The 20,553-nt window shown below is 70.6% G+C and carries 21 protein-coding genes and 1 pseudogene; 8 read left to right on the top strand and 14 right to left on the bottom strand.

The genetic code is table 11. The features are described 5' to 3' along the window. Positions 1-87: 87 nt before the first annotated feature. The 3 genes from ACBI99_RS16005 to ACBI99_RS15995 all read left to right on the top strand — a co-directional run bounded on the left by ACBI99_RS16005 (position 88) and on the right by ACBI99_RS15995 (position 2,095). Positions 88-1,011: an SPFH domain-containing protein gene (locus ACBI99_RS16005; RefSeq protein ID WP_357584730.1), complete on the top strand. Its 924-nt coding sequence runs from the start codon at positions 88-90 to the stop codon at positions 1,009-1,011. 79 nt (positions 1,012-1,090) lie between these two features. Continuing rightward, positions 1,091-1,846, top strand: coding sequence for a sulfite exporter TauE/SafE family protein (locus ACBI99_RS16000; protein ID WP_219509569.1), 756 nt, complete (start codon positions 1,091-1,093; stop codon positions 1,844-1,846). Between the two features lie 30 nt (positions 1,847-1,876). Next, positions 1,877-2,095, top strand: coding sequence for a hypothetical protein (locus ACBI99_RS15995; protein WP_357584728.1), 219 nt, complete (start codon positions 1,877-1,879; stop codon positions 2,093-2,095). 2 nt (positions 2,096-2,097) lie between these two features. Here ACBI99_RS15995 and ACBI99_RS15990 read toward each other — a convergent pair whose 3' ends face one another. The 6 genes from ACBI99_RS15990 to ACBI99_RS15965 form a co-directional block, all read right to left on the bottom strand. Further along, positions 2,098-2,916, bottom strand: coding sequence for an NAD(P)H-binding protein (locus tag ACBI99_RS15990; protein ID WP_375072590.1), 819 nt, complete (start codon positions 2,914-2,916; stop codon positions 2,098-2,100). A 29-nt stretch (positions 2,917-2,945) separates the two neighbouring features. Next, positions 2,946-3,767, bottom strand: coding sequence for a Rieske 2Fe-2S domain-containing protein (locus tag ACBI99_RS15985; RefSeq protein WP_219509572.1), 822 nt, complete (start codon positions 3,765-3,767; stop codon positions 2,946-2,948). Positions 3,768-3,886: 119 nt separating this feature from the next. Continuing rightward, positions 3,887-4,498 carry an HD domain-containing protein gene (locus tag ACBI99_RS15980; protein WP_219509573.1) on the bottom strand — a complete coding sequence of 204 codons (612 nt, stop codon included), beginning with the start codon at positions 4,496-4,498 and terminating at the stop codon, positions 3,887-3,889. A 1-nt stretch (position 4,499) separates the two neighbouring features. Beyond that, the gene (locus ACBI99_RS15975) at positions 4,500-6,710 is read right to left on the bottom strand and encodes a molybdopterin-dependent oxidoreductase (RefSeq protein ID WP_375072589.1); all 2,211 of its coding nucleotides are present in this window, start codon (positions 6,708-6,710) and stop codon (positions 4,500-4,502) included. 152 nt (positions 6,711-6,862) lie between these two features. Beyond that, positions 6,863-7,531, bottom strand: a complete 669-nt coding sequence (locus tag ACBI99_RS15970) for a hypothetical protein (RefSeq protein ID WP_219509574.1) — start codon at positions 7,529-7,531, stop codon at positions 6,863-6,865. 1 nt (position 7,532) lies between these two features. Further along, a complete protein-coding gene (locus tag ACBI99_RS15965; protein ID WP_219509575.1) occupies positions 7,533-7,748 on the bottom strand; it encodes a hypothetical protein in 216 nt (71 codons plus the stop codon). 638 nt (positions 7,749-8,386) lie between these two features. On the opposite strand from ACBI99_RS15965, the gene ACBI99_RS15960 reads away from it, so the two are divergent. Next, positions 8,387-9,250: a helix-turn-helix transcriptional regulator gene (locus ACBI99_RS15960; protein ID WP_219509576.1), complete on the top strand. Its 864-nt coding sequence runs from the start codon at positions 8,387-8,389 to the stop codon at positions 9,248-9,250. Between the two features lie 54 nt (positions 9,251-9,304). Next, a complete protein-coding gene (locus ACBI99_RS15955) occupies positions 9,305-9,529 on the top strand; it encodes a DUF397 domain-containing protein (RefSeq protein WP_219509577.1) in 225 nt (74 codons plus the stop codon). Between the two features lie 193 nt (positions 9,530-9,722). On the opposite strand, the gene ACBI99_RS15950 is transcribed toward ACBI99_RS15955, so the two are convergent. Beyond that, positions 9,723-11,171, bottom strand: a complete 1,449-nt coding sequence (locus tag ACBI99_RS15950; protein ID WP_219509578.1) for a catalase — start codon at positions 11,169-11,171, stop codon at positions 9,723-9,725. 23 nt (positions 11,172-11,194) lie between these two features. After that, complete coding sequence (locus ACBI99_RS15945) at positions 11,195-11,599, bottom strand: Fur family transcriptional regulator (protein WP_219509579.1); 405 nt, start codon at positions 11,597-11,599, stop codon at positions 11,195-11,197. A gap of 162 nt (positions 11,600-11,761) precedes the next feature. On the opposite strand from ACBI99_RS15945, the gene ACBI99_RS15940 reads away from it, so the two are divergent. Together ACBI99_RS15940 and ACBI99_RS15935 are read left to right on the top strand one after the other, a co-directional pair. Beyond that, positions 11,762-12,838, top strand: coding sequence for a CapA family protein (locus ACBI99_RS15940; protein WP_219509580.1), 1,077 nt, complete (start codon positions 11,762-11,764; stop codon positions 12,836-12,838). A gap of 163 nt (positions 12,839-13,001) precedes the next feature. Continuing rightward, entirely contained in the window at positions 13,002-13,571 is a 570-nt protein-coding gene (locus ACBI99_RS15935; protein ID WP_219509604.1) for a TetR family transcriptional regulator, read from the top strand. 4 nt (positions 13,572-13,575) lie between these two features. On the opposite strand, the gene ACBI99_RS15930 is transcribed toward ACBI99_RS15935, so the two are convergent. After that, positions 13,576-13,854: a hypothetical protein gene (locus ACBI99_RS15930; RefSeq protein WP_219509581.1), complete on the bottom strand. Its 279-nt coding sequence runs from the start codon at positions 13,852-13,854 to the stop codon at positions 13,576-13,578. A gap of 180 nt (positions 13,855-14,034) precedes the next feature. Here ACBI99_RS15930 and ACBI99_RS15925 point away from each other — a divergent pair, with 180 nt between their 5' ends. Then, the gene (locus ACBI99_RS15925; protein WP_308125975.1) at positions 14,035-14,565 is read left to right on the top strand and encodes a tetratricopeptide repeat protein; all 531 of its coding nucleotides are present in this window, start codon (positions 14,035-14,037) and stop codon (positions 14,563-14,565) included. 379 nt (positions 14,566-14,944) lie between these two features. On the opposite strand, the gene ACBI99_RS15920 is transcribed toward ACBI99_RS15925, so the two are convergent. The 5 genes and pseudogenes from ACBI99_RS15920 to grpE all read right to left on the bottom strand — a co-directional run bounded on the left by ACBI99_RS15920 (position 14,945) and on the right by grpE (position 20,546). Continuing rightward, positions 14,945-15,583 (bottom strand): hypothetical protein, encoded by a 639-nt coding sequence (locus ACBI99_RS15920; protein WP_219509582.1) that lies wholly within the window; start codon positions 15,581-15,583, stop codon positions 14,945-14,947. Positions 15,584-15,802: 219 nt separating this feature from the next. After that, a complete protein-coding gene (gene clpB, locus ACBI99_RS15915; RefSeq protein ID WP_219509583.1) occupies positions 15,803-18,373 on the bottom strand; it encodes an ATP-dependent chaperone ClpB in 2,571 nt (856 codons plus the stop codon). Positions 18,374-18,406: 33 nt separating this feature from the next. Beyond that, a pseudogene (locus ACBI99_RS15910) lies at positions 18,407-18,730 on the bottom strand (heat shock protein transcriptional repressor HspR); the annotation flags it as partial. A 3-nt stretch (positions 18,731-18,733) separates the two neighbouring features. After that, on the bottom strand, positions 18,734-19,912 hold the full coding sequence (dnaJ, locus tag ACBI99_RS15905; RefSeq protein WP_375072588.1) for a molecular chaperone DnaJ: 1,179 nt from the start codon (positions 19,910-19,912) through the stop codon (positions 18,734-18,736). 19 nt (positions 19,913-19,931) lie between these two features. Beyond that, positions 19,932-20,546: a nucleotide exchange factor GrpE gene (grpE, locus tag ACBI99_RS15900; RefSeq protein ID WP_375072587.1), complete on the bottom strand. Its 615-nt coding sequence runs from the start codon at positions 20,544-20,546 to the stop codon at positions 19,932-19,934. Positions 20,547-20,553 lie beyond the last annotated feature (7 nt).

Below are 20,553 nucleotides of genomic sequence, written 5' to 3'. Positions count from 1 at the left end.
TCAACCGGAATCGATCAAAACGGTCACGGAACGGCGAAACCAAATATCATCAACCGAGTCGCGCTATATCGGCTTCGGAGCGTCGCCATGACCACGCAGCAGCTCATCGTCGCCCTCGTCGTGGTCGCGGTGGTGGGCTTCGGTCTCGCCCGGACGATCCGCATCATCCCCCAGGCCACGGCCGCCGTCATCGAGCGCCTGGGCCGCTACCACCGCACGCTGACCCCGGGGCTCAACCTGGTGGTGCCGTTCATCGACCGCATCAAGGACCTGATCGACCTGCGCGAGCAGGTGGTCTCGTTCCCGCCGCAGCCGGTGATCACCTCCGACAACCTCGTCGTCTCCATCGACACCGTCATCTACTTCCAGGTCACCAACCCCAGGGCCGCCACGTACGAGATCGCCAACTTCCTCGTGGGCGTCGAGCAGCTGACCGTCACGACCCTGCGCAACGTCGTCGGCGGGATGGACCTGGAACGCACGCTCACCTCCCGCGAGGAGATCAACACCGAGCTGCGCGGCTCCCTCGACGAGGCCACCGGCAAGTGGGGCATCCGGGTCAACCGGGTCGAGCTCAAGGCCATCGACCCGCCCGCCTCCATCCAGGACTCGATGGAGAAGCAGATGCGGGCCGACCGGGACAAGCGCGCCGCCGTGCTCACCGCCGAAGGGCAGCGCCAGGCCGCCATCCTCGCCGCCGAGGGCGACAAGCAGGCGGCCGTCCTGCGGGCACGCGGCGACGCCGAGGCCGCCGTGCTGCGCGCCCAGGCCGAGGCCGAGGCGGAGGCGATGCGGGCCAAGGGGCAGGCGGACGCGATCGGCATGGTGTTCAAGGCCATCCACGAGGGCAACCCGGACCAGCACCTGCTCGCCTACCAGTACCTGCAGACCCTGCCGGAGATCGCCAAGGGCGACGCGAACAAGCTGTGGATCGTCCCCTCCGAGATGGGCAAGGTGCTGGAGGGCCTGGGCGGCCTGTTCTCCCCCCGCGACCCCGACAAGCCCGCCTGAGCCCCACCCTCGGGCGTTGTCCCAGGAAGGCGCCCCTCTAGGCTCTGGTGGCACCAACGGCCGGGTCTGGAGGGTCAGCGTGACAGTGTGGGAAGTGGTCGCCGTGTGGGCGGCCGGGGTGGCGGCCGGTGCGATCAACGCGGTCGTCGGGTCCGGGTCGCTGATCACGTTCCCCACGCTGGTGGCGGTCGGGATCGACCCGATCGTGGCGAACGTGTCCAACAACGTCGGGCTCGTCCCCGGCTCGTTCACCGGCGCCTACGGCTACCGTGCAGAGCTGCGTGGGCAGCGGGCCAGGCTGGCGCGGCTGGGCGTGGCGTCCGCCGTCGGCGCGGCGGCCGGCGGCGTGCTGCTGCTCTACCTGGACCCGGACGTGTTCAAGGTCGTCGTGCCGGTGCTCATCGGCCTGGCGTGCGTGCTGGTGGTGCTCCAGCCGAAGCTGAACGGCTGGCTGGCGGCCCGGCGCGAGCACGCGCACCCGCACGGCGGGATGGCGCTCTGGCTGGGCGTGCTGGGCGCGGGCATGTACGGCGGCTACTTCGGCGCGGCCCAGGGCGTGCTGCTGATCGGGCTGCTCGGCGCGTTCCTGGACGAGGGCCTGCAACGGGTGAACGCGGCCAAGAACGTGCTGTCGCTGATCGTGAACGGCACCGCCGCCGTCCTGTTCACGCTGATCGCCGAGGTCGACTGGTGGGCGGTGCTGGCGGTCGCGCTGGGCGCGATGCTGGGCGGCTTCCTGGGTGCCAAGGTGGGCCGCCGCATCCCGGCCCCGGTGCTGCGCGGGGTGATCGTGGTGGTGGGAGTCGTGGCGATTGTCAAACTGGTGTACGGATAAATTTCGGGCTTTGTGGGTATAAATCCGTACATGAAGGGTGATCGGGTGGAGATCGTCATCGACGCGGGCGGCACCCCGCGTACCTACGAGGTCGCCGCCACCCGGGCGGGCCGCCGGGTGGAGGTGGCCACGCGGCGGGGGCTCGTCGAGGTGAGCGAGGTCACCCGCAGCGGCACGGCCATCCGCACGGCGCGGTTCATGTCCAGCCGCATCCTTGCCCTGGTGGAGCACCCCGCCGACGAGCAGTAGCGTCAGCGGAAGTCCGCCACGTGATCGGCCGCCCACTGCTCGAACGGCAGCGCCGGCCGGCCGATCAGCCGCTCCACGGTGGGCGTGACCTCCTCGGGCTCGTCCACCAGCCGCCCCCACGCCTTCAGCGCGCCGTCGACGAACGCGGCGTCGCCCCAGGCCGTCAGCAGCGCCTCGCGGGCCTCCTGCGGCTCCTGGTCCTCCCACCGCACCTCGCGCCCGACCGCCCGCCCGATGACCGCCACCTGCTCGGCCTGCGTCAGCCTGGCCGGCCCGCTCAGCGTGTAGGCGGCCCCGTTGTGGCCGGCGGAGGTCAGCACGTGCACGGCGACCGCCGCGATGTCCTTCTCGTGGATCAGCGACCTGGACGCCTGCCCGTACGGCCAGCGCACGACGCCGGTCCTGATCTGGTCGGCCCAGCCGAGCGTGTTGGCGGCGAACCCGCCGGGCCGCAGGAACGTCCAGTTGATCCCCGAGCCCCTGATCAGCCGCTCGACGTCGGCGTGGAAGGTGGGCGTGCCGGCGGGGGCGTTCGCCGACAGGTAGACCACGCGGCGGGCGTGCGCGGCGACGAGGTCCACCACGGGCCTGGCCGCCTCGCCGGAGAAGCCGGGCCACACCAGGAACACGCTCTCCACGCCGGTGAGCGCCGGCGCCAGGGTCTCCGGGGCGGTGAGATCGCCCTTGACCGCCTCCACGCCCTCGGGCAGATCCGCCCGCCCAGGATCACGCACGAGAGCGCGTACCCGCAGGCCCGCTCCCGCGAGTTGCGCCACCACATGTCCGCCCACGTTGCCGGTCGCACCGGTTACCAGAATCATGCGGCCGACGATAAAACCCCAAGTGGACTTCAGGTCAAGCTCGGCCGCACCTGCACGGTGCCGTCACGGCGTACGCGGCTGTCGAACATCGGCGCGGGCGCCGTCGCGGGCCCGTGCCGCACCGAGCCGTCGTCCAGCCGGAACGTGCTGCCGTGCCACGGGCACACCACGCACGGCTCGTCGCCGTCCATGACGATCCTGCCCTGGTGCAGCGGCCCGGCCAGATGCGGGCACCGGTCGACCAGCACGGTGACGGCGTCGTTGCGGCGCAGCACGAACAGCTCGATGTAACCCAGCCGCCGCGAGACGGGCCTGCCCTCCGGGAGGTCGGTCAGCAGGCACAGATCATGCCAGCCCAGCGGCACCAGGTGGGTGACCTGCGGGGCGTGGTTGGCCCCGGCGGCGAGCCGGTAGGCCAGGTGCCCGCCCAGATAGCCGCCCAGCGCCCCCATCCCGAGCCCGGCGTACGACAGCGCCCGGCCGGCCTGCTCGCGTCCGCGCATCCTGGCGAGCAGCGAGGCGGAGAACAGGCCCAGCGTGGTCACGTTCGCCAGCATGTGGATGAAGCCGACGCGCTGCTGCTCGATGTGCAGCGACGACCAGTCGGTCATGCCCGCCGCCGCCGTCGGCAGGGAGGTGGCGATCCCGGTGGCCAGCAGCAGCCGCACCGCCCGGGGATCGGCCTTCGCCGCGTCGAGCAGGGTGGCGGACATCCAGCAGCCCAGCGTGACCGTGGCCAGCGGGGGATGCACGGGTTTGCCCGTCGGCACCCCGTGCAGCAGGTCACGCAACAGCCCCGGGCGGATGCGCGCGCGCACGGCCTTGGCCAGCCCTCTGATCGGCCTGTCCATGGACTTGGACCTCTCGAGCCGATCGGTCAGGTCGATCGGCCCCACGAAACGCCGCAACTGCCGACGTCTCGCCCGAACTGTCTCTTTCACGACATTCCCCTACCCCAGCCTTACCGGCATCACTCGGGCAGGTGGCCCCGGGCGACGGAGAGCTCGACCAGCTCGCGGGCGTACGCGCCCAGCGTGGGCGCGCCTTCCTCGATGATCCGGACCTTCTCCAGCACCATCGCCGAGGTCACCTTGAACAGCTGCCAGGTGCCGCCCTCGGTGTGATGGTTGGCCAGGATCGGCGCGAACCTGTCGAGCGCCTTGGCGAACCTCGCCTCGGGCGTCTCCCTGGCCTCGAACTCGTCCCACAGCTCGCGCAGCCGCGCCCCCTGGTCGCCGGGCAGCAGCGCGAAGATCCGGTCGGCGGCCTGCCGCTCGGCCTCCGCCTGCGCGGCCACCGCGACGGGGTCGTAGATGAACGTGTCACCCGCGTCGATCTCGACCAGGTCGTGCACGAGCAGCATCGCCGTCACGCGCTGCAGGTCGGTCCCGGGCGGGGCGTGCTCGCCCAGGACCATGGCTAGCGTGGCCACGTACCAGGAGTGCTCTGCGTCGTTCTCCCGCCGGGAGCCGTCCATGAGCAGGTTGCGGCGGATGATCCGCTTCAACTTGTCGATCTCGACGGCGAAGGCGATCTGTGTGTTCAGGCGGTCCTCTTCTGGTGCGATAGTCACGCGCGACACCCTAATGTGCGGTGATCACCCCAGTTGGCAAAATACTTACCGGAACTCCGTTGAACACTGCGTTACCGGACAGAATATCCAGGGTGGACGCGTCGGTCAGCACGTTGGCGCTGACCCCGGCGTGCTCGGCCGCCACGCGCTGGCCGCCCGCCGTGTGCCCCCAGCCGTGCGGCAGGCTCACCACCCCCGGCATGATCGTGTCGGTCGGCTCCAGCGTCACCGTCAGCCGGCCCGTCGCCGAGCGCACCTCGGCCTCGTCGCCCAGCCCGAGCCGGGCCACGTCGGCCGGGTTGATCTGCAGCGTGCACGTGTTGCTGCCGCCCACCAGCGGGCTCACGTTGTGCATCCAGCTGTTGTTGGAGCGCAGGTGCCGCCGCCCGATCAGCACCAGGTCGGGCGGCTCCGACTCCAGCCCGGCACGCAGCCGCTCCACGTCCCCGAGAATCTCGGGCGGGGCCAGCTCGACCAGCCCCGACGCGGTGTTGAGCAGCTCGTCCAGGCGCGGCTCCAGCGGCCCGAGATCCAGCCCGTGCGGATGGTCCAGCAGCTTGCGCAGCGACAGGTCCCCCTCGCCCGACCACTCGCCGTAGGGCCCGAGCCTGAGCATGAGGTCCAGTCGCAGCTCCGCGCCCGTGTCGCCGTCCAGCGCGGCCCGCAGCTCCGCCACGTCGCGCCCCTCGACCCCGGAGCCCGGCGTGCCGACCGCCCTGGCCAGCGTCTGCCCGATCACGAACTCGTCCAGATCGCCCTCCAGCCCCGAGGCGATCATGGTCAGCCTGGCCAGGATCTCCGCCTCGGACGGCCGCCCGTCCAGCGGCAGCGCCGGCGGCGAGTAACGCGCGTAGTTGCGCACCGCGAACCCCAGCAGCGCGAAGTCGTAGTGCCCCGACTGCAGCACGCGCGGCGGCGGCAGGATGACGTGCGCGTGCCGGGTGGTCTCGTTCAGGTACGGGTCCACGCTCACCATGAAGTCGAGCCCGGCGAGCGCCTCGTCCAGCCGGGAGCCGTGCGGTGCGGACAGCACCGGGTTGCCCGCCACCGTGACCAGGAACCGGATCTGCCCCTCGCCCGGCGTCTCGATCTCGTCGGCGAGCGTGGCCACCGGCAGCTCGCCGTTCGCCTCCGGCAGCCCCCGCACCCGGCTCCGCCACCGGCCCACCGTGTACGTCCTGCGCCGGCCCGCCGAACCCGTGGCGGGCTTGGGGAACATCGCGCCGCCCGGCCTGTCGAGGTTGCCGGTGAGCACGTTCAGCACGTCCACCAGCCACTGCGCCAGGGTGCCGAACTCGGCCGTGCAGGTGCCGATCCTGGCGTAGACGGCCGCGGCCGGGGCCGAGGCCAGCTCCCTGGCCAGCCGTACGATCACCTCGGCCGGCACGCCGGTGCGGCGGGAGACGGCCTCGGGCGGGAAGTGCTTGACCGCGTCGCGCGCCTCGGCCAGCCCGGCGACCCGCTGCCGCACGTCCGTCAGGCCCTCGGCGAACAGCGTGTGGGCGATGCCGGCCAGCAGATACGCGTCGGAGCCCGGCCGGACGAACACGTGCTCGTCGGCCAGCGCGGCGGTCCTGGTGCGGCGCGGATCGACCACGACCAGCCGCCCGCCCCTGGCCCGCAGGGCCTTGAGCCGGCCGGGGAAGTCGGGCGCGGTGCAGAGCGAGCCGTTGGACTCCAGCGGGTTGGCGCCCAGCATGAGCAGGTAGCCGGTGCGGTCCAGGTCCGGCACCGCGACGGTCATCGGATGGCCGAACATCAGCCCGCTGGCCACGTGCTTGGGCATCTGGTCCGCGGTGCTGGCGGAGAACACGTTGCGGGTGCCCAGCGCCTTGATCAGCGGCGTGCCGTAGAGCGTCCCGGCCATCGTGTGCGCGTTCGGATTGCCCAGGTAGACGCCCGTCGCCTGGCGGCCGTGCGCCGCCACCACCCGGTCGAAACCCTGCTTCACGGCGGCGAACGCCTCGTCCCAGCCCGCCTCGCGCCACACGTCGCCCTCGCGGATCAGCGGCCTGCTCAGCCGGTCCGGGTCCTCGTCCAGCTTGCCGAGACTGGCGCCCTTGGGGCAGATGAAGCCCTTGCTGAAGGGGTCGTCGCGGTCGCCGCGCACGCTCGTGACCCGGCCGCCGTCGTCGAGGGTGAGCGTGAGCCCGCAGACGGCTTCGCACAGCGGGCAGGTCCGGTGGACGGTCGAGGTCATCGCCACTCCTGAGTTCGTCATCTGAACTCATCTTCACCCGTACGCCCTCCGCGGGGAAGGCCCGTTCCGCATGCTCGTCCGGTGCAGAGGGTGTTGGGAAGCCCCGGAGCCCCCGCGGTCCCCGGGGCCTCGTACCGGCGTCCGCCCCTTGGCCCCGGGCGGACGCCGGAGCCTCAGCCCGGCTGCGGCAGCGCCAGCCGCCGGCTCAGATCGGGCGGCTCCTCCACCTCGCGCACGTCGCCGCGGAGGCCGGGCCGGAGCGCTTCCCACGCGCTGCGGCCGAAGAGCCGGTCGAGCCCGGGGGAGACGGCGCCCGGCAGCTCGTCCCGCCGGACGATCTCCACGATCACCAGGTTGGCCCGCTCCCGGTGCCGGTGCACAGTGACGCTCCTGGCCCAGCAGGCGGCGGCGATCTCCTCCGCGTACGCCCCGAACTCCTCGGCGCTGATGCCGGCCCTGGTCAGGATCAGCGCCTTCTCACCTGTGGTGGTCGGGGTGATCCACAGCACCAGGGGGATCCGGCCCGCCCTGGTGTGCATGGTGGTCTCCAGGCAGGTGCGCTGCAGCCGGTGCCGGGAAACCACGCACCAGAAGTGCGCGGTCAGCCAGCTCCGGCCGGCCCTCGTGGCAGCCGGCATGGAGACGGCGCTGGTCAGCAGGATGAACGGCAGCCAGCTGCCCTCCTGCGCGGCTCCCAGCACGGTCAGCGCGAACAGCGCGAGCGCGGCGGCCAGCAGCAGCTCGCTGCGGGCGCGCCAGAGCCGCACCAGCGGCCCCGCGCCGCGCGCGGCCGGCAGGTCCTCGTTGGCCGGGAAGATCTGGTTGCGCGGGTTCCTCGGCATGTCAGGACACCTCCTCCGGCACTTTGAGCGCGATCCTGAGCTGGTCGAAGCGTGGGTCGCGGTAGCGACGGGCGCCGAAGCCGGTCCTGGTCACGGTCCAGCCCCTGCGCATGGCGAACTCGTCGGGCTCCCAGCAGATCTCCCTGTCGGCCCAGGCGATGTGTTCCAGGAGCCGGGACTTGATTCGACCGAGTCCCTTGGTACCTTGTGAGTACATAGAAGACCCCTTTCGCGGCATTACTCGAGGTGGCTTCTTTCCGCCGGACTGCAGGCCGATGACGGCCGCGTCGCAGGGTGGCAGCCCTTGATGCGGCGGGCGCGTACGTTGGCCTCGGTCCGGCATTCGCTGTGCTCTGATGAGCGATGACGGCGGCGATTCTTCAGGCGAGTGCGAGATCCCTCCGGCAGGCGGCCTCCCTGGGGCGGTGATTCGAATCCGGGACGGCGACGTTGCCGGTGTGGCGGCCTGAGCCGCTTTCAGCGAGAAGGTGAACCTTCCTGGGACGATCGTCCTCCCGCCCCTGCCCTGCTGCAATACCTTTCGCAAGAAAGATTGGAATTTCTTCGCAGATTGTGCGACGACTTGCGGTGCACAGGTCAATGCAACTTGCACGCAATAAGCGCGGGCGTATAGAGGCGCGGAATGGGTTGACGAACACGGCGAACACGGCCCCCGGCTCCTTTCCCCTGAGGAGCGTTGCTTGCCTCTACGCTCTACCCATGTCAGCCTTCTGGCAAGGCCTCGCGGCAGTACTCGTGCAAGTTGCAGTGTAAGATTAAGAGAACGGCCCAGAACGGCGGGCTCGAAACGATCCCTTCCGGCTACACCTTCATTCCCGGCAAGGAGAGTCGACGGTGCCATCGAAGCAGGGCAGCCCCACCGTCCGCAGGCTGAGACTCGGCCAGGAGCTGCGCCTCCTGCGCGAGCGGCGCAGTTTGACCGGCTCCAAGGCCGCCCACGAGCTCGGCTGGTCGCCCAGCAAGATCAGCCGCATCGAAGCGGCCAAGACCATGCCCAGCACCGAAGACGTCAAGGCGATGGCCAAGCTCTACGGTGCCGACGGCGACAAACTTGAAGAACTCTTCGGCTTGTTGCGAGACGCGGACCAGCGTGGGTGGTGGGAGGATTACGAAGACGCTCTGCCTGAGGAATACACAAGATTCCTCGGGTTGGAGGCGGAGGCCACTTTTCAGCGCAACTGGGAACCCCAGATCGTGCCTGGCCTCCTACAGACCGAGGACTACGCGCGAGAGGTCATCCTGGCCGTCCGCGGCATCGTGCGCATCACGCACAGCGGTGTCCGGAGCCGGGTCGAGGCCCGCCTCGACCGTCAGCGGCTGGTCATGCACCGGGCGGATCCCTGCCAGATGCGCTTCGTGCTCGACGAGCCGGCCCTGATGCGCCGATTCGGCGAGCCCTCGGTGATGCGGGAGCAGATGGAGCACCTTCTGGAGCTGTCCCTGCTGCCGCACGTGAGTGTCCAGGTGCTGCCGATGGACGCGCTCCATCCGGTCAACACCGGGGCGTTCATTCACCTGAAGTTCGCGGAGTTCGACGATGTGGTCTACCTGGAGCAGCTCTATACTGCACACTTCGTCGAAGATCTCGAACGGGTGGCTGGTTACGAGACCGCCTTCGAGCACATCAGGTCGCAGGCGCTTGACGAGGACGAATCACGCGTGCTCATCCAGCGCAAGGCCATGATGTGGCGGGGCTAGCGAAAAGAACAACATCAAGGGGCAATGGCGCCCCTTTACCCATTTGGGGAGAAAATGCGCACCCAACCCATGATGGCGGCATGGCAGAAGAGCAGCTTCTGCAACGGCGCGAGCAGCTGCGTCGAAGTCGCCCCCCTGGCCGACGGCAACGTCGCGCTGCGGGACAGCAAGGAGCAGGACGGCCCCATCCTGGTCTTCACCCCGGCCGAATGGGCGGCCTTCACCGCCGGCGTCCGCGACGGTGAGTTCGACCTGGAGGCCCTGACGGCCGGAGCGTGACGAACGGCCCTGGCGTGTTGGTCGCAGCAACCCGCAGGGCCGTTCGCAGGAGCCACATCCTGGCACAGCACCCGCCCCAAGATCACCCGCGACACGGCCATTCGTACCGCGCCCCCGCTCCCCGAGTGCGAACTTCCCCCGCACGGGAGCGGCGCGTGCCTCCGGGGAGGGACGCGCCGCCGGATCCGTCAGGTCAGAGCAGGCCGAGGCCCTGGGCGACGCCCTGGCCGAGGTCCTTGTGGACGTTGGTCCAGTAGTCCACGACCCGCTTCTTCATCTCGCCCGTGACCTCCGGCTTGGAGGCGTGGCCGATGATGTTGGACACCATGTGGGCGCGGTCGGTGTCGGACAGCACGTTCTCCCACAGCGCGCGCGGCTGGGTGAAGTCGTCGTCCTCGGCGTGCTTGGTGTAGGCCGAGCGGACGATCTCGCCGGTGACGCTGTAGTGCGAGCCCTCGTACAGCGACGGGTCGGCCGCCGGGCCGCCGTAGCTGTTGGGCGCGTAGACCGGGTCCTGCGGGTTCCGGAACGTCATCGGGCCGTCGAAGTTGTAGGAGTTGACCGGCGACTTCGGCTGGTTGACCGGAAGCTGCAGGTAGTTGGGCCCGATGCGGTAGCGGTGCGCGTCGGGGTAGGAGAACAGGCGGCCCTGCAGCATCTTGTCCGGCGACGGGCCGATGCCCGGCACCAGGTTGGCCGGCTCGAAGCCCGCCTGCTCCACCTCGGCGAAGTAGTTGTCCGGGTTGCGGTCGAGGGTGAAGCTGCCGATCGTGATCTCGGGGTAGTCGCTGTGCGGCCACACCTTGGTCAGGTCGAACGGGTTGAACCGGTAGTCGGCGGCGTCCTCGAACGGCATGATCTGCACGTTGACCGTCCACGACGGGTGGTCGCCGCGCTTGATCGAGTCGTACAGGTCGCGGATGTGGTAGTCGGGGTCGGTCGCGACGAGCGCGTCGGCCTCGGCGGCGGTGAAGTTGCGGATGCCCTGGTCGGTCTTGAAGTGATACTTGACCCAGAACTTCTCGCCCGCGGCGTTGTACCACAGGAAGGTGTGCGAGCCGAAGCCGTGCATGTGCCGCCAGGAGGCGGGCGTGCCGCGGTCGGTCATGAGGAACGACACCTGGTGGGCCGACTCGGGGTGCAGGGTCCAGAAGTCCCACTGCATGTTGTGGTCGTGCAGGTGGTTGTCGGCGCGCCGCTTCTGGCTGTGGATGAAGTCGGAGAACTTCTGCGGGTCGCGGATGAAGAAGATCGGCGTGTTGTTGCCGACGATGTCGTAGTTGCCCTCGTCGGTGTAGAACTTGATCGCGAAGCCGCGCGGGTCGCGGGCGGTGTCGGCGCTGCCGAGCTCGCCGGCGACGGTGGAGAAGCGCAGGAAGAGCGGCGTCTCCTTGCCCTTCTGGAAGAGCCCGGCGCGGGTGAACTGGCTGACGTCCTCGGTGATCCGCAGCCGGCCGTGCGCGCCGCCGCCCTTGGCGTGGACCACGCGCTCGGGCACGCGCTCACGGTTGAAGTGCGCCATCTTCTGGATCAGGTAGTGGTCCTGAAGAAGCAGGGGGCCGTTCGCGCCGACGGAGAGCGAATGGTCGTCGCTCGGCGCGGGAACGCCCGCGTCGTCGGTGGTGAGAGGCCTGGTCGGCATCGCGTGATCCTCCGGAATCATCATCATTGACAGCTCGGGCACACGCCCCAGAACGTGACATCGGCTTCGTCCACGACGTAACCGGCGGAGTCGACCGGGTCGAGGCAGGGGGCGGCCCCCGCGACGCAGTCGACGTCCGTGACCGATCCGCACTGCCGGCACACGAGGTGATGGTGGTTGTCGCCCACCCTGGCCTCGTAGCGGGCCGGGCTGCCCATCGGCTCGATCTTCCGCAGAAGACCGGCCCCGTGCATCGCGTGCAGCGAGTCGTAGACGGCCTGGAGGGACACCTGACCCACGCGCTCGCGCACCCCGCGGCAGACGGCGTCCACGTCGAGATGGTCGCCGGCGCGCACGGTGTGCATGATCGCCAGGCGGGCCGCCGTGACGCGGAGTCCGGCCTGACGCAGCAGGTCATCGTCCCTCATGCGGCCCAGGCTATGCCCTAAACCTGAATCATTCAACTTTGAGAACGAATCCAGTTTGACTGGTCACGGTCTGCTCTCGACTGGGATGCCGAGCCGCGCGGGGAACATCCGCACATGGCATGCTCATCCCTGAAAGTCTGAATCGAGCGGAAATGGCGACCGATGAACCTCCCCCGCGTCCTCCCGGCGTTAGCCGTCGTCGTCGCGTCCCTCGTCGCCTGCTCATCAGCCGAACCCGCCGCCCCCGGACGTGAGCAGCTCGCGGGCAAGACGTCCGCCGAGCCGACCGCTCCCCCCAAGCCGCAGCGCAAGCCGTATACCATCGCCTTCGGCGGGGACGTGCACTTCGAGGGCATCCTCAGGCCGCGGCTGAACGACCCCCGCACCGCCCTCGGCCCCATCGCCAAGGTGCTGCGCAAGGCCGACCTGGCCATGGTCAACCTGGAGACGGCGATCACCACCGGCGGCACCCCCGCCCCCGGCAAGCAGTTCACCTTCCGCGCCCCGGCCAGCGCGCTCACCGCGCTCAAGGCCGCCGGCGTGGACGTGGCGTCGATGGCCAACAACCACGGCATGGACTACATGGACAGCGGCCTCCAGGACTCGCTGGCCGCCGTCAAGCGGTCGAGGTTCCCCGTCGTCGGCATCGGCGCCGACGAGGCCCAGGCGTACAAGCCGTACCGGAAGGTCGTCAACGGCAACCGCGTGTCGATCATCGGCGCGACGCAGGTGCTCGACGACGAGTTCATCCAGGCGTGGACGGCCACGCCGGACAAGGGCGGGCTGGCCTCCGCGAAGAACGAGCCCCGCCTGATCAAGGCGGTACGGCAGGCGCGCCGCAACTCCGACACCGTGATCGTCCACCTGCACTGGGGCACCGAGATGCAGAAGTGCCCCAACCAGGCGCAGCTCTCCCTCGCCCCCAAGCTGATCAAGGCGGGCGCCGACGTGATCGTCGGCGGGCACGCGCACATCCTGCTCGGCTCCGGCTACCTGGACAACGCCTACGTCAGCTACGGGCTCGGCAACTTCGTCTTCTACAACTCCAACCCGGCCACCACCGGCCGGACCGGCGTGCTCACGCTGACGATCAACGGCCGCAAGGTGCTCAAGGACTCCTGGACCCCCGCCACCATCCAGGGCGGCGTCCCGGTGCCCATGACCGGCACCGCGCGGACCGGCGCCATCGCCGACTGGAAGGCCCTGCGCTCCTGCGCCGGGCTGTCCGCCGAACGCTGACGGGACCGGCCCCCAGGAAATCCGCAGAATCGCAGGTAACGATCGGCCCCATGGGGGGAAGATGTTTCCTGTGTCCTCGCCGCTAGCAGAAGATGACTGTGCGTCACCGAAGCCGCTGCGCCGCCAGCCCACCCAGCGCCGCAGCGCCCGCCGGGTCGAGCGGATGCTCGACGCCTGTGCCGAGCTCCTCGACGAGATCGGCTACGAGGCCCTGTCGACGACCCGCATCGCCGAACGGGCCGGGGTCGCGATCGGCTCCGTCTACCAGTTCTTCCCCGACAAGCGCGCCATCACCCAGGAGCTCACCCGGCGCAACGTGGAGCAGTTCGTCACGAGGGTCGGGCGCAGGTTCATGGAGGAGGACTACCGGGGCTGGTGGGAGGCCGTCGAGGCGATCATCGACGAGTACGTCTCCATGCACCGGTCCGTCGCCGGCTTCAAGAGCCTCCACTTCGGCGACGTCGTCGACCTCAACCTGCTCGACTCCGACTCCGACAACAACACCGTGATCGCCGGGCGGCTGCGCGGGCTGCTGCTCAAGGAGTTCGGGCTGGCCGACAGCCACCAGCTCGACGTGGCCGTCCTGGTCGCCGTCGAGGCCGGTGACGCCGTGCTCAAGCTCGCCTTCCGGCGCGACCCCGACGGCTCACCGGAGATCATCGAAGCCGCGAAACAGCTCGTCTGCGGCTTCCTGTCCCGCCAGCTCGCCTCCTGGGCCCGGCAGGCCGGCTGACCCGTCAGCCGTGCCCCGGACGATCGGCGACCGCCGGCCGGCCCTGACCCTTCAGCGCTTCCAGCAACTCCGGCAGCCAGTCAGGACGCCGGCCCGGCAGGTCGCACGGCGCCGGGAACGACACCGGACGGACGTGACGCGCCTGCCGGGCGTCGAGCCTCGCCTCCAGCGCCCGCAGGTTGCGCTCCGCCGACTCGATCGCCTCCAGCCGGGCCGACAGGTAGCCGGACACCCCCGGCACCAGCGCCGACAGCACCACGGCACAGGCCAACGTGAAGGTCAACTGCCTGGACCTGCCCATCGTCAGCCCCTTCCGTCGCGGAGGCACACTCCGTACCTGCCCGTTGACGTGCGGTGATACGCACGGCATGGGCAGCCTTGGCCAACGCGTTGCCATAGCCGATCGTCATCCGCGATACGCATTGACCGGGCGAAACCGCAGCGCGCTCGGTAGTCTCGCGTTGTGGCGCATGTGACCCGTGAGCACCTTGATCGCCTGCTCGAGCAGGCGCTGCTGGCCGACGACCACAGCTCGCTGGCCAGGCGGCTGTACGACGTGGCGCTCAGCTATTCCACCGGCGACGTTTCCAGGGCGTCCATCCTGGTTCAAGCCGCCGAGGAGTGGAGAGCCGCCGGGCAGCCCGCGCGTGCCCTGGAATGCTTCCAGCGCGCGCTCGAAGACGGCGGCGAGGTCAGCTTCGACCCGCGTGCCGGCATCGCCGACACGCTGTTCGAGCTCGACCGGCACGACGAGGCCAGGGAGGTCATCGAGACGATCCGCGCCGAAGGAGCCGCCTCGGCGGCCACCGCCCACACCGTCGCCGAGACCCTGGTCGCCTACGGTGACCTCCAGGGCGGGCTCGAGTGGGTGACCCAGGCGGTGCTGGCCTGTGACGAGGACGACCCGGAGCACAAGGCGATGCTCCGCACCCGCTACCGCATCCGGGTCGACCTCGGCCTGCCGGAAGACGACCTCGACGCCCTGATCTCCTGACCCCGCCCGGGGCCGACGCCCTCCGCGAGGAGGGAGCCGCCCCCGGCCGTGGCCATCTGCGAGCGGCCTCCCGGGGGCGACCTGCGCGGCGCCGCGCTGCCCCCTGCCCGCCGGCGCCCCGTAAGACGGGCCGGCGCCCCGCAAGACGGGCCGAGGGCCGGTAAGACGGGCCGACGCTCCGCCGTCCTGCGTTGCCCTCGCCGTCCTGCGCTGGGCCCTGTCGGGCGCGTACGTGCTGAGGGGCCGCGACGGCGGGGTCGCGGCCCCTCAGGGGACCGTGGGCGGGTGGCGCGGCCCGCGCCACGGTTCGCGGGGGGCGTGCTCCCGGGGCGCCGCGCCGGTGCGGTCGGTGGGCGGCCGGGGAAGGCAGGCCCGGTGGTCAGCTCAGGTCGAGGGCGTCCAGCAGGCCCGTGAGGGAGGTGTGCGCGTCCGGGAGCCGGGTGGCGTCGTTGATGCCGCCGACGGCCGCCGGGACCTGCGGCAGCATCTTGTTGACGAGCTCGTCCTTGAGCTTGTTGACCGGCTGGGGCAGGTTGAGGGGCGCCTTGAAGCCCTCGGCGGCGACCTTGGCGGGGTCGGGCAGCTTGCCGACGCTGGCGCCGACGGGCAGGTCGCGGATGCCGGGGATGGTGGGCAGGTTGGGCAGGTCCGGCACTTCGGGCAGCCGGGTGAGGCTGGGCAGCGCGCCGGAGAGGGGGACGCCCTGGGAGAGCGCGGGCATTGCGGAGGAGGCGGCGAAGCCGCCGAGGTCGGAGAGGCCCATGGCGCGGACGGAGCCGAGACCGGTCAGGCCGATGCGCTGGGCGAGCCGGGCGGCGCTGTGGGCCAGGCGGGAGGTCTCGGACTCGACGAGCTCGGCGGTGCCGGTGGGGTCGTCCACCCCGAACCGGGTGACGCCGTCGCACATCGTGGTGACGGTTCGCTGGGCGCGTACGGTCGCCGACCGCTCTTGGCACGGAGCGGCAGCCTCGGCGGCGCCCGCCCCCAGCCAGGTGACCCCCGCGGTCAGAGTGACCATGGCAAGGATGCTTCGGATGCTCCGAGATGACATTTCACGTCCCCCTGATCGTGCTCGGTGATCTGACGAACGCTGAAGCTAGCCAGGCCCGCGGCACGGGGTGGGCGGCTTGCCCGAAGGCTGGGCCGATCCTTACGCACGCGGGGCGCCGATGACCGGGGCGTGGAACGCGTGCGCCCGGGGGCCGACCGGCCTCCGGGCGCTGCGTGCGGGCTGTGGTCAGCCGCGCTGGACGGTGAGCTCGTCGTCGCCGAGATCGACGAGGACCTTGTCGCCGTCGACGACGTCACCGGCGAGGACGGCCCTGGCGAGCTTGTCGCCGATGGCCGACTGGACGAGCCGGCGCAGCGGCCGGGCGCCGTACAGCGGGTCGTAGCCGGTGAGCGCCAGCCATTCGCGGGCCGCCGGGGTGACGTCCAGGACGAGCCTGCGGTCGGCCAGCCGGCGGGCGAGCCGGTCGACCTGGAGGTCGACGATCCTGGTCAGCTCTTCGGAGCCGAGCGCGTCGAACAGGATGACGTCGTCGAGCCGGTTGAGGAACTCGGGCTTGAACGCGGCCCGTACGGCGGTCATGACGGCCTCGCGCTTGGCGCCGTTCTCAAGCTGGGGGTCGACGAGGAACTGCGAGCCCAGGTTGGAGGTGAGGATCAGGATCGTGTTGCGGAAGTCGACGGTGCGGCCCTGCCCGTCGGTGAGCCGGCCGTCGTCGAGCACCTGGAGCAGCACGTCGAAGACCTCGGGATGGGCCTTCTCCACCTCGTCGAGCAGCACGACCGTGTAGGGGCGCCGCCGGACGGTCTCGGTGAGCTGGCCGCCCTCCTCGTAGCCGACGTAGCCGGGAGGCGCGCCGACGAGCCGGGCGACGCTGTGCTTCTCGGCGTACTCGCTCATGTCGATGCGGGTCATCGCCCGCTCGTCGTCGAACAGGAACTCGGCCAGCGCCTTGGCCAGCTCGGTCTTGCCGACGCCGGTCGGCCCGAGGAACAGGAATGAGCCCGTCGGCCTGTCAGGGTCGGCGATGCCGGCCCGGCTGCGCCTGACGGCGTCGGAGACGGCCTGTACGGCCTGCTGCTGGCCGATCAGGCGCCGGCCCAGCTCTTCCTCCATCCGGAGCAGCTTGGCCGTCTCCGCCTCCAGCAGGCGGCCCGCCGGGATGCCGGTCCAGGACGAGATCACCTCGGCGATGTCGTCGGCCCCGACCTCCTCCTTGACCATGGCGTTGTCGGGCGGCGCGGCCTCGGAGGCGGCCTTGATGGCCTGCTCCAGCCGGGGCACCTCGGCGTACATGATCTTGGACGCGGTCTCGAAGTCGCCGTCGCGCTGGGCCCGCTCGGCGGTGCCGCGCGCCTCGTCGAGCTGCTTCTTCAGCTCGCCGACCTTGTTGAGGCCGGCCTTCTCGTTCTCCCAGCGGCCGACGAGCGCGTTGAGCTCCTCCTGGCGGTCGGCGAGCTCCTGGCGGAGCCGTTCGAGGCGCTGTACGGAGGCGTCGTCGGTCTCCTTGGAGAGCGCGAGCTCCTCCATCTTCATCCGGTCGACGTTGCGCTGGAGCTGGTCGATCTCCACAGGCCGGGAGTCGATCTCCATGCGCAGCCGCGAGGCGGCCTCGTCGACCAGGTCGATGGCCTTGTCGGGCAGGAAGCGGTTGGTGATGTAGCGGTCGGACAGTGCGGCGGCGGCCACGAGGGCGCCGTCGGCGATCTGGACCTGGTGGTGGCCCTCGTAACGGCCCTTGAGGCCGCGCAGGATCGCGATCGTGTCCTCGACCGTGGGCTCGCCCACGTAGACCTGCTGGAAGCGCCGCTCCAGCGCCGGGTCCTTCTCGATGCGCTCGCGGTATTCGTCGAGCGTCGTGGCGCCGATCATGCGCAGCTCGCCGCGGGCCAGCATCGGCTTGAGCATGTTGCCCGCGTCCATGGCGCCCTCGGCGGCCCCCGCGCCGACGACGGTGTGCAGCTCGTCGATGAACGTGACGATCTGCCCCTCGCTCTCCTTGATCTCGGAGAGCACGGCCTTGAGCCGCTCCTCGAACTCGCCCCGGTATTTGGCGCCGGCCACCATCGCGCCCAGGTCGAGCGAGATGAGCCGCTTGTTGCGCAGCGACTCGGGCACGTCGCCGGCCACGATGCGCTGGGCCAGGCCCTCGACGACGGCGGTCTTGCCGACGCCGGGCTCGCCGATCAGCACCGGGTTGTTCTTGGTGCGGCGGCTGAGCACCTGGACGACGCGGCGGATCTCGGAGTCGCGGCCGATGACCGGGTCGAGCTTGCCCGCGCGGGCGCGCTCGGTCAGGTCGACGCCGTACTTCTGCAGCGCCTGGTAGGTGTCCTCGGGGGTCTCGCTGGTCACGCGGGCGTTGCCCCGTACCTTCTCGAACGCGTCGAGCAGCGCCTGCGGGGTCGCGCCCTGCGCCTTGAGCAGGTCGGCGACCGGGCCGCCGTCGGCCGCGAGGCCGACGAGCAGGTGCTCGGTGGAGACGTAGAGGTCTTCGAGACGGTTGGCGTGCTGGGCGGCGGTGTTCATCACCTTGAGGAGGTGACGGGAGCTCGACGGGGCGCCGACGGTGGCGCCCTGCGCCTTGGGCAGCGTCGCGAGCTGCTCCTCCGCCTTGGCGCGCAGTGTGCGCCAGTCGGCGCCGACGACGTCGAGCAGCGGCACGGCGGTGCCGCCCGTCTGGCCGAGCAGCGTGGTGAGCAGGTGAGCCGGGGCGATCTCGGGGTTGCCCTCGGCGGCGGCGCGCCTCATGGCACCCGCGAGAGCCTCCTGGCTCTTCTGGGTGAGCTTGTAGTCCATTGCTTTCTAGGCCCCCGGTGGCAGCTCGTAGCGGATCAGCGCCCTGACCATCTGCATCTCGGCGCGCAGCCGGTGAACCTCCTCGCGCAGTCGCAGCGCTTCGTTCTCCAGCTCCAGGATCCGCTTGATGCCGGCGAGGTTGATGCCCTCCTCCTGGGAGAGCCGCTGGACCTCGCGCAGCTGGACGATGTCGCGTGTGGAGTAGAGGCGGCCGCGCCCCGCGGTGCGGCCCGGGCACACGAGCCCGAGCCGGTCGTACTGCCGCAGGGTCTGCGGGTGCAGCCCCGACAGCTGCGCGGCCACCGAGATCACGTAGACGGGTGTGTCGTCTGAGAGATCGAAATAGTTGGCGTCCATCGGCTACTCGCTTCTGGCTCTCTGTATGAGATCAGCCCGCGGGTCCTCGGCCGCGGTCGCGGTGTTGAACTCCGTCAGGAGTTCGCGTGACTTGTCGTCCAGCGTCTTGGGCACGACGACCTCGACGCTGGCGAGCAGGTCTCCCTTGGTGCCGTCCTTGCGGGCGGCGCCCCGGCCGCGGACCCGGAACGTGCGCCCGTTGGGCGTGCCCGGCGGGATGCGCAGTGTAACGGGCATGCCCTTGAGGATGGGCACCTTGATCTCGGCGCCCAGAGCGGCCTCGGTGAACGTCACCGGCACGGTGATGGTCAGGTTGTCGCCCGACCTGCCGAACACGGCGTGCGGCTTGACGTGCGTCTGGATGTACAGGTCGCCCGCCGGGCCGCCGTTCTCGCCCGGTGCGCCCTTGCCCTTGAGCTTGACCCGCTGCCCGTCGGCGACCCCCGCGGGGATGCGCGCCTGGATCGTGCGGGTGCTCTTGGCCCGGCCGCTGCCCTCGCACACGGGGCAGGGGTCGTCCACGAGGAGGCCGCGGCCCTTGCAGTCGCGGCAGGGCTCGGAGAAGGCGAAGTTGCCCAGGTTGCGGCTTGCCGCGCCGGTGCCCTCGCAGGTCGGGCAGACCCGCGGGGTGGTGCCGGCCTTGGCCCCCGTGCCGCTGCACCCGGTGCACGCCGCCGAGCTGGTCAGCCGGAGCGAGACCGTGGCGCCCTCGACCGCCTCGGTGAACGAGAGCGTGACCTCGGACTCGATGTCCTGCCCACGCCGCGGCCTGGTCGCGCCGGTGCTGCGGGTGCCCGCGCCGCCCCGGTTGAACAGGCCGCCGAACAGGTCGCTGAAGCGCTCCCCGGCGCCCTGGCCGGGCTGCTGCTGCCCGGCCGTCCCCCCGAACAGGTCGCCGAAGTCGAACGGGAAGCCGCCGCCCGCGCGCTGGCCGCCCACCCCCGACCCGAACAGCGTGCGCGCGTCGTCGTACTCCTTGCGGCGCTTGCTGTCGGACAGGATGTCGTACGCCTCGGAGACCTCCTTGAACTTGGTCTCCTTGGACGGGTCACCCTGGTTGGTGTCGGGGTGATACTGGCGGGCCAGCTTGCGATAGGCCTTCTTGATGTCTTCGGCGCTGGCGGACTTGGGCACACCAAGGACGGCGTAGTAGTCCTTCTCCAGGTAGTCCTTGGTGCTCATCTAACGCCCTTCGTCCTCGTCAGTTGTCTTCGTCATCGGACGCCGAGGGGGCGTCCCCGGGCTCGGCGACCGCGACCCGCGCGGGGCGCAGCACCCGCTCGCCCATGCGGTAGCCCAGCTGCAGCACCTCGACGGCGGTCGGCTCGGTCACCTCCGGCGAGTAGCTGTGCATCAGGGCCTCGTGCACCGTCGGGTCGAAGGGGTCGCCCTTCTGGCCGTAGGGGCTGAGGCCGAGCTTGGTGAGCACCGATTCCAGAGACTCTGCCACCTTCGCGAAGCCTCCGGTGAGCTCACCGTGATCGCGGGCCCGGCCGATGTCGTCGAGCACGGGCAGCAGCTCGGTGAGCACTCCCGCCACGGCCAGCTCGCGGACCGCGACGCGGTCGCGCTCCACCCGGCGGCGGTAGTTGGTGTATTCGGCCTGAAGACGCTGGAGGTCGGCGGTCCGCTCGGCGAGCTGCGTCTGCAGCTCGCCGTCGACGGCGCCGTCCGCGGCGCTTCCGGCGGCCGGCGCGGGCGGCTGCTCGGCCTCCTCTGTCTCCTCGGCCTGCGTCCGCACCTCCCCGGTCTCCGGGTCGATCTTGCGATTGTCGCGGATCACCGGCTCATCGTGCCCGTTGTCACGCGGCGGCATCACTTGA

This window comes from Nonomuraea sp. ATR24 (assembly GCF_041950485.1).
Lineage (GTDB): Bacteria > Actinomycetota > Actinomycetes > Streptosporangiales > Streptosporangiaceae > Nonomuraea > Nonomuraea ceibae.
Note: the sequence above shows the minus strand (reverse complement) of the source record. Positions and strands in the feature narration are given on the sequence as shown.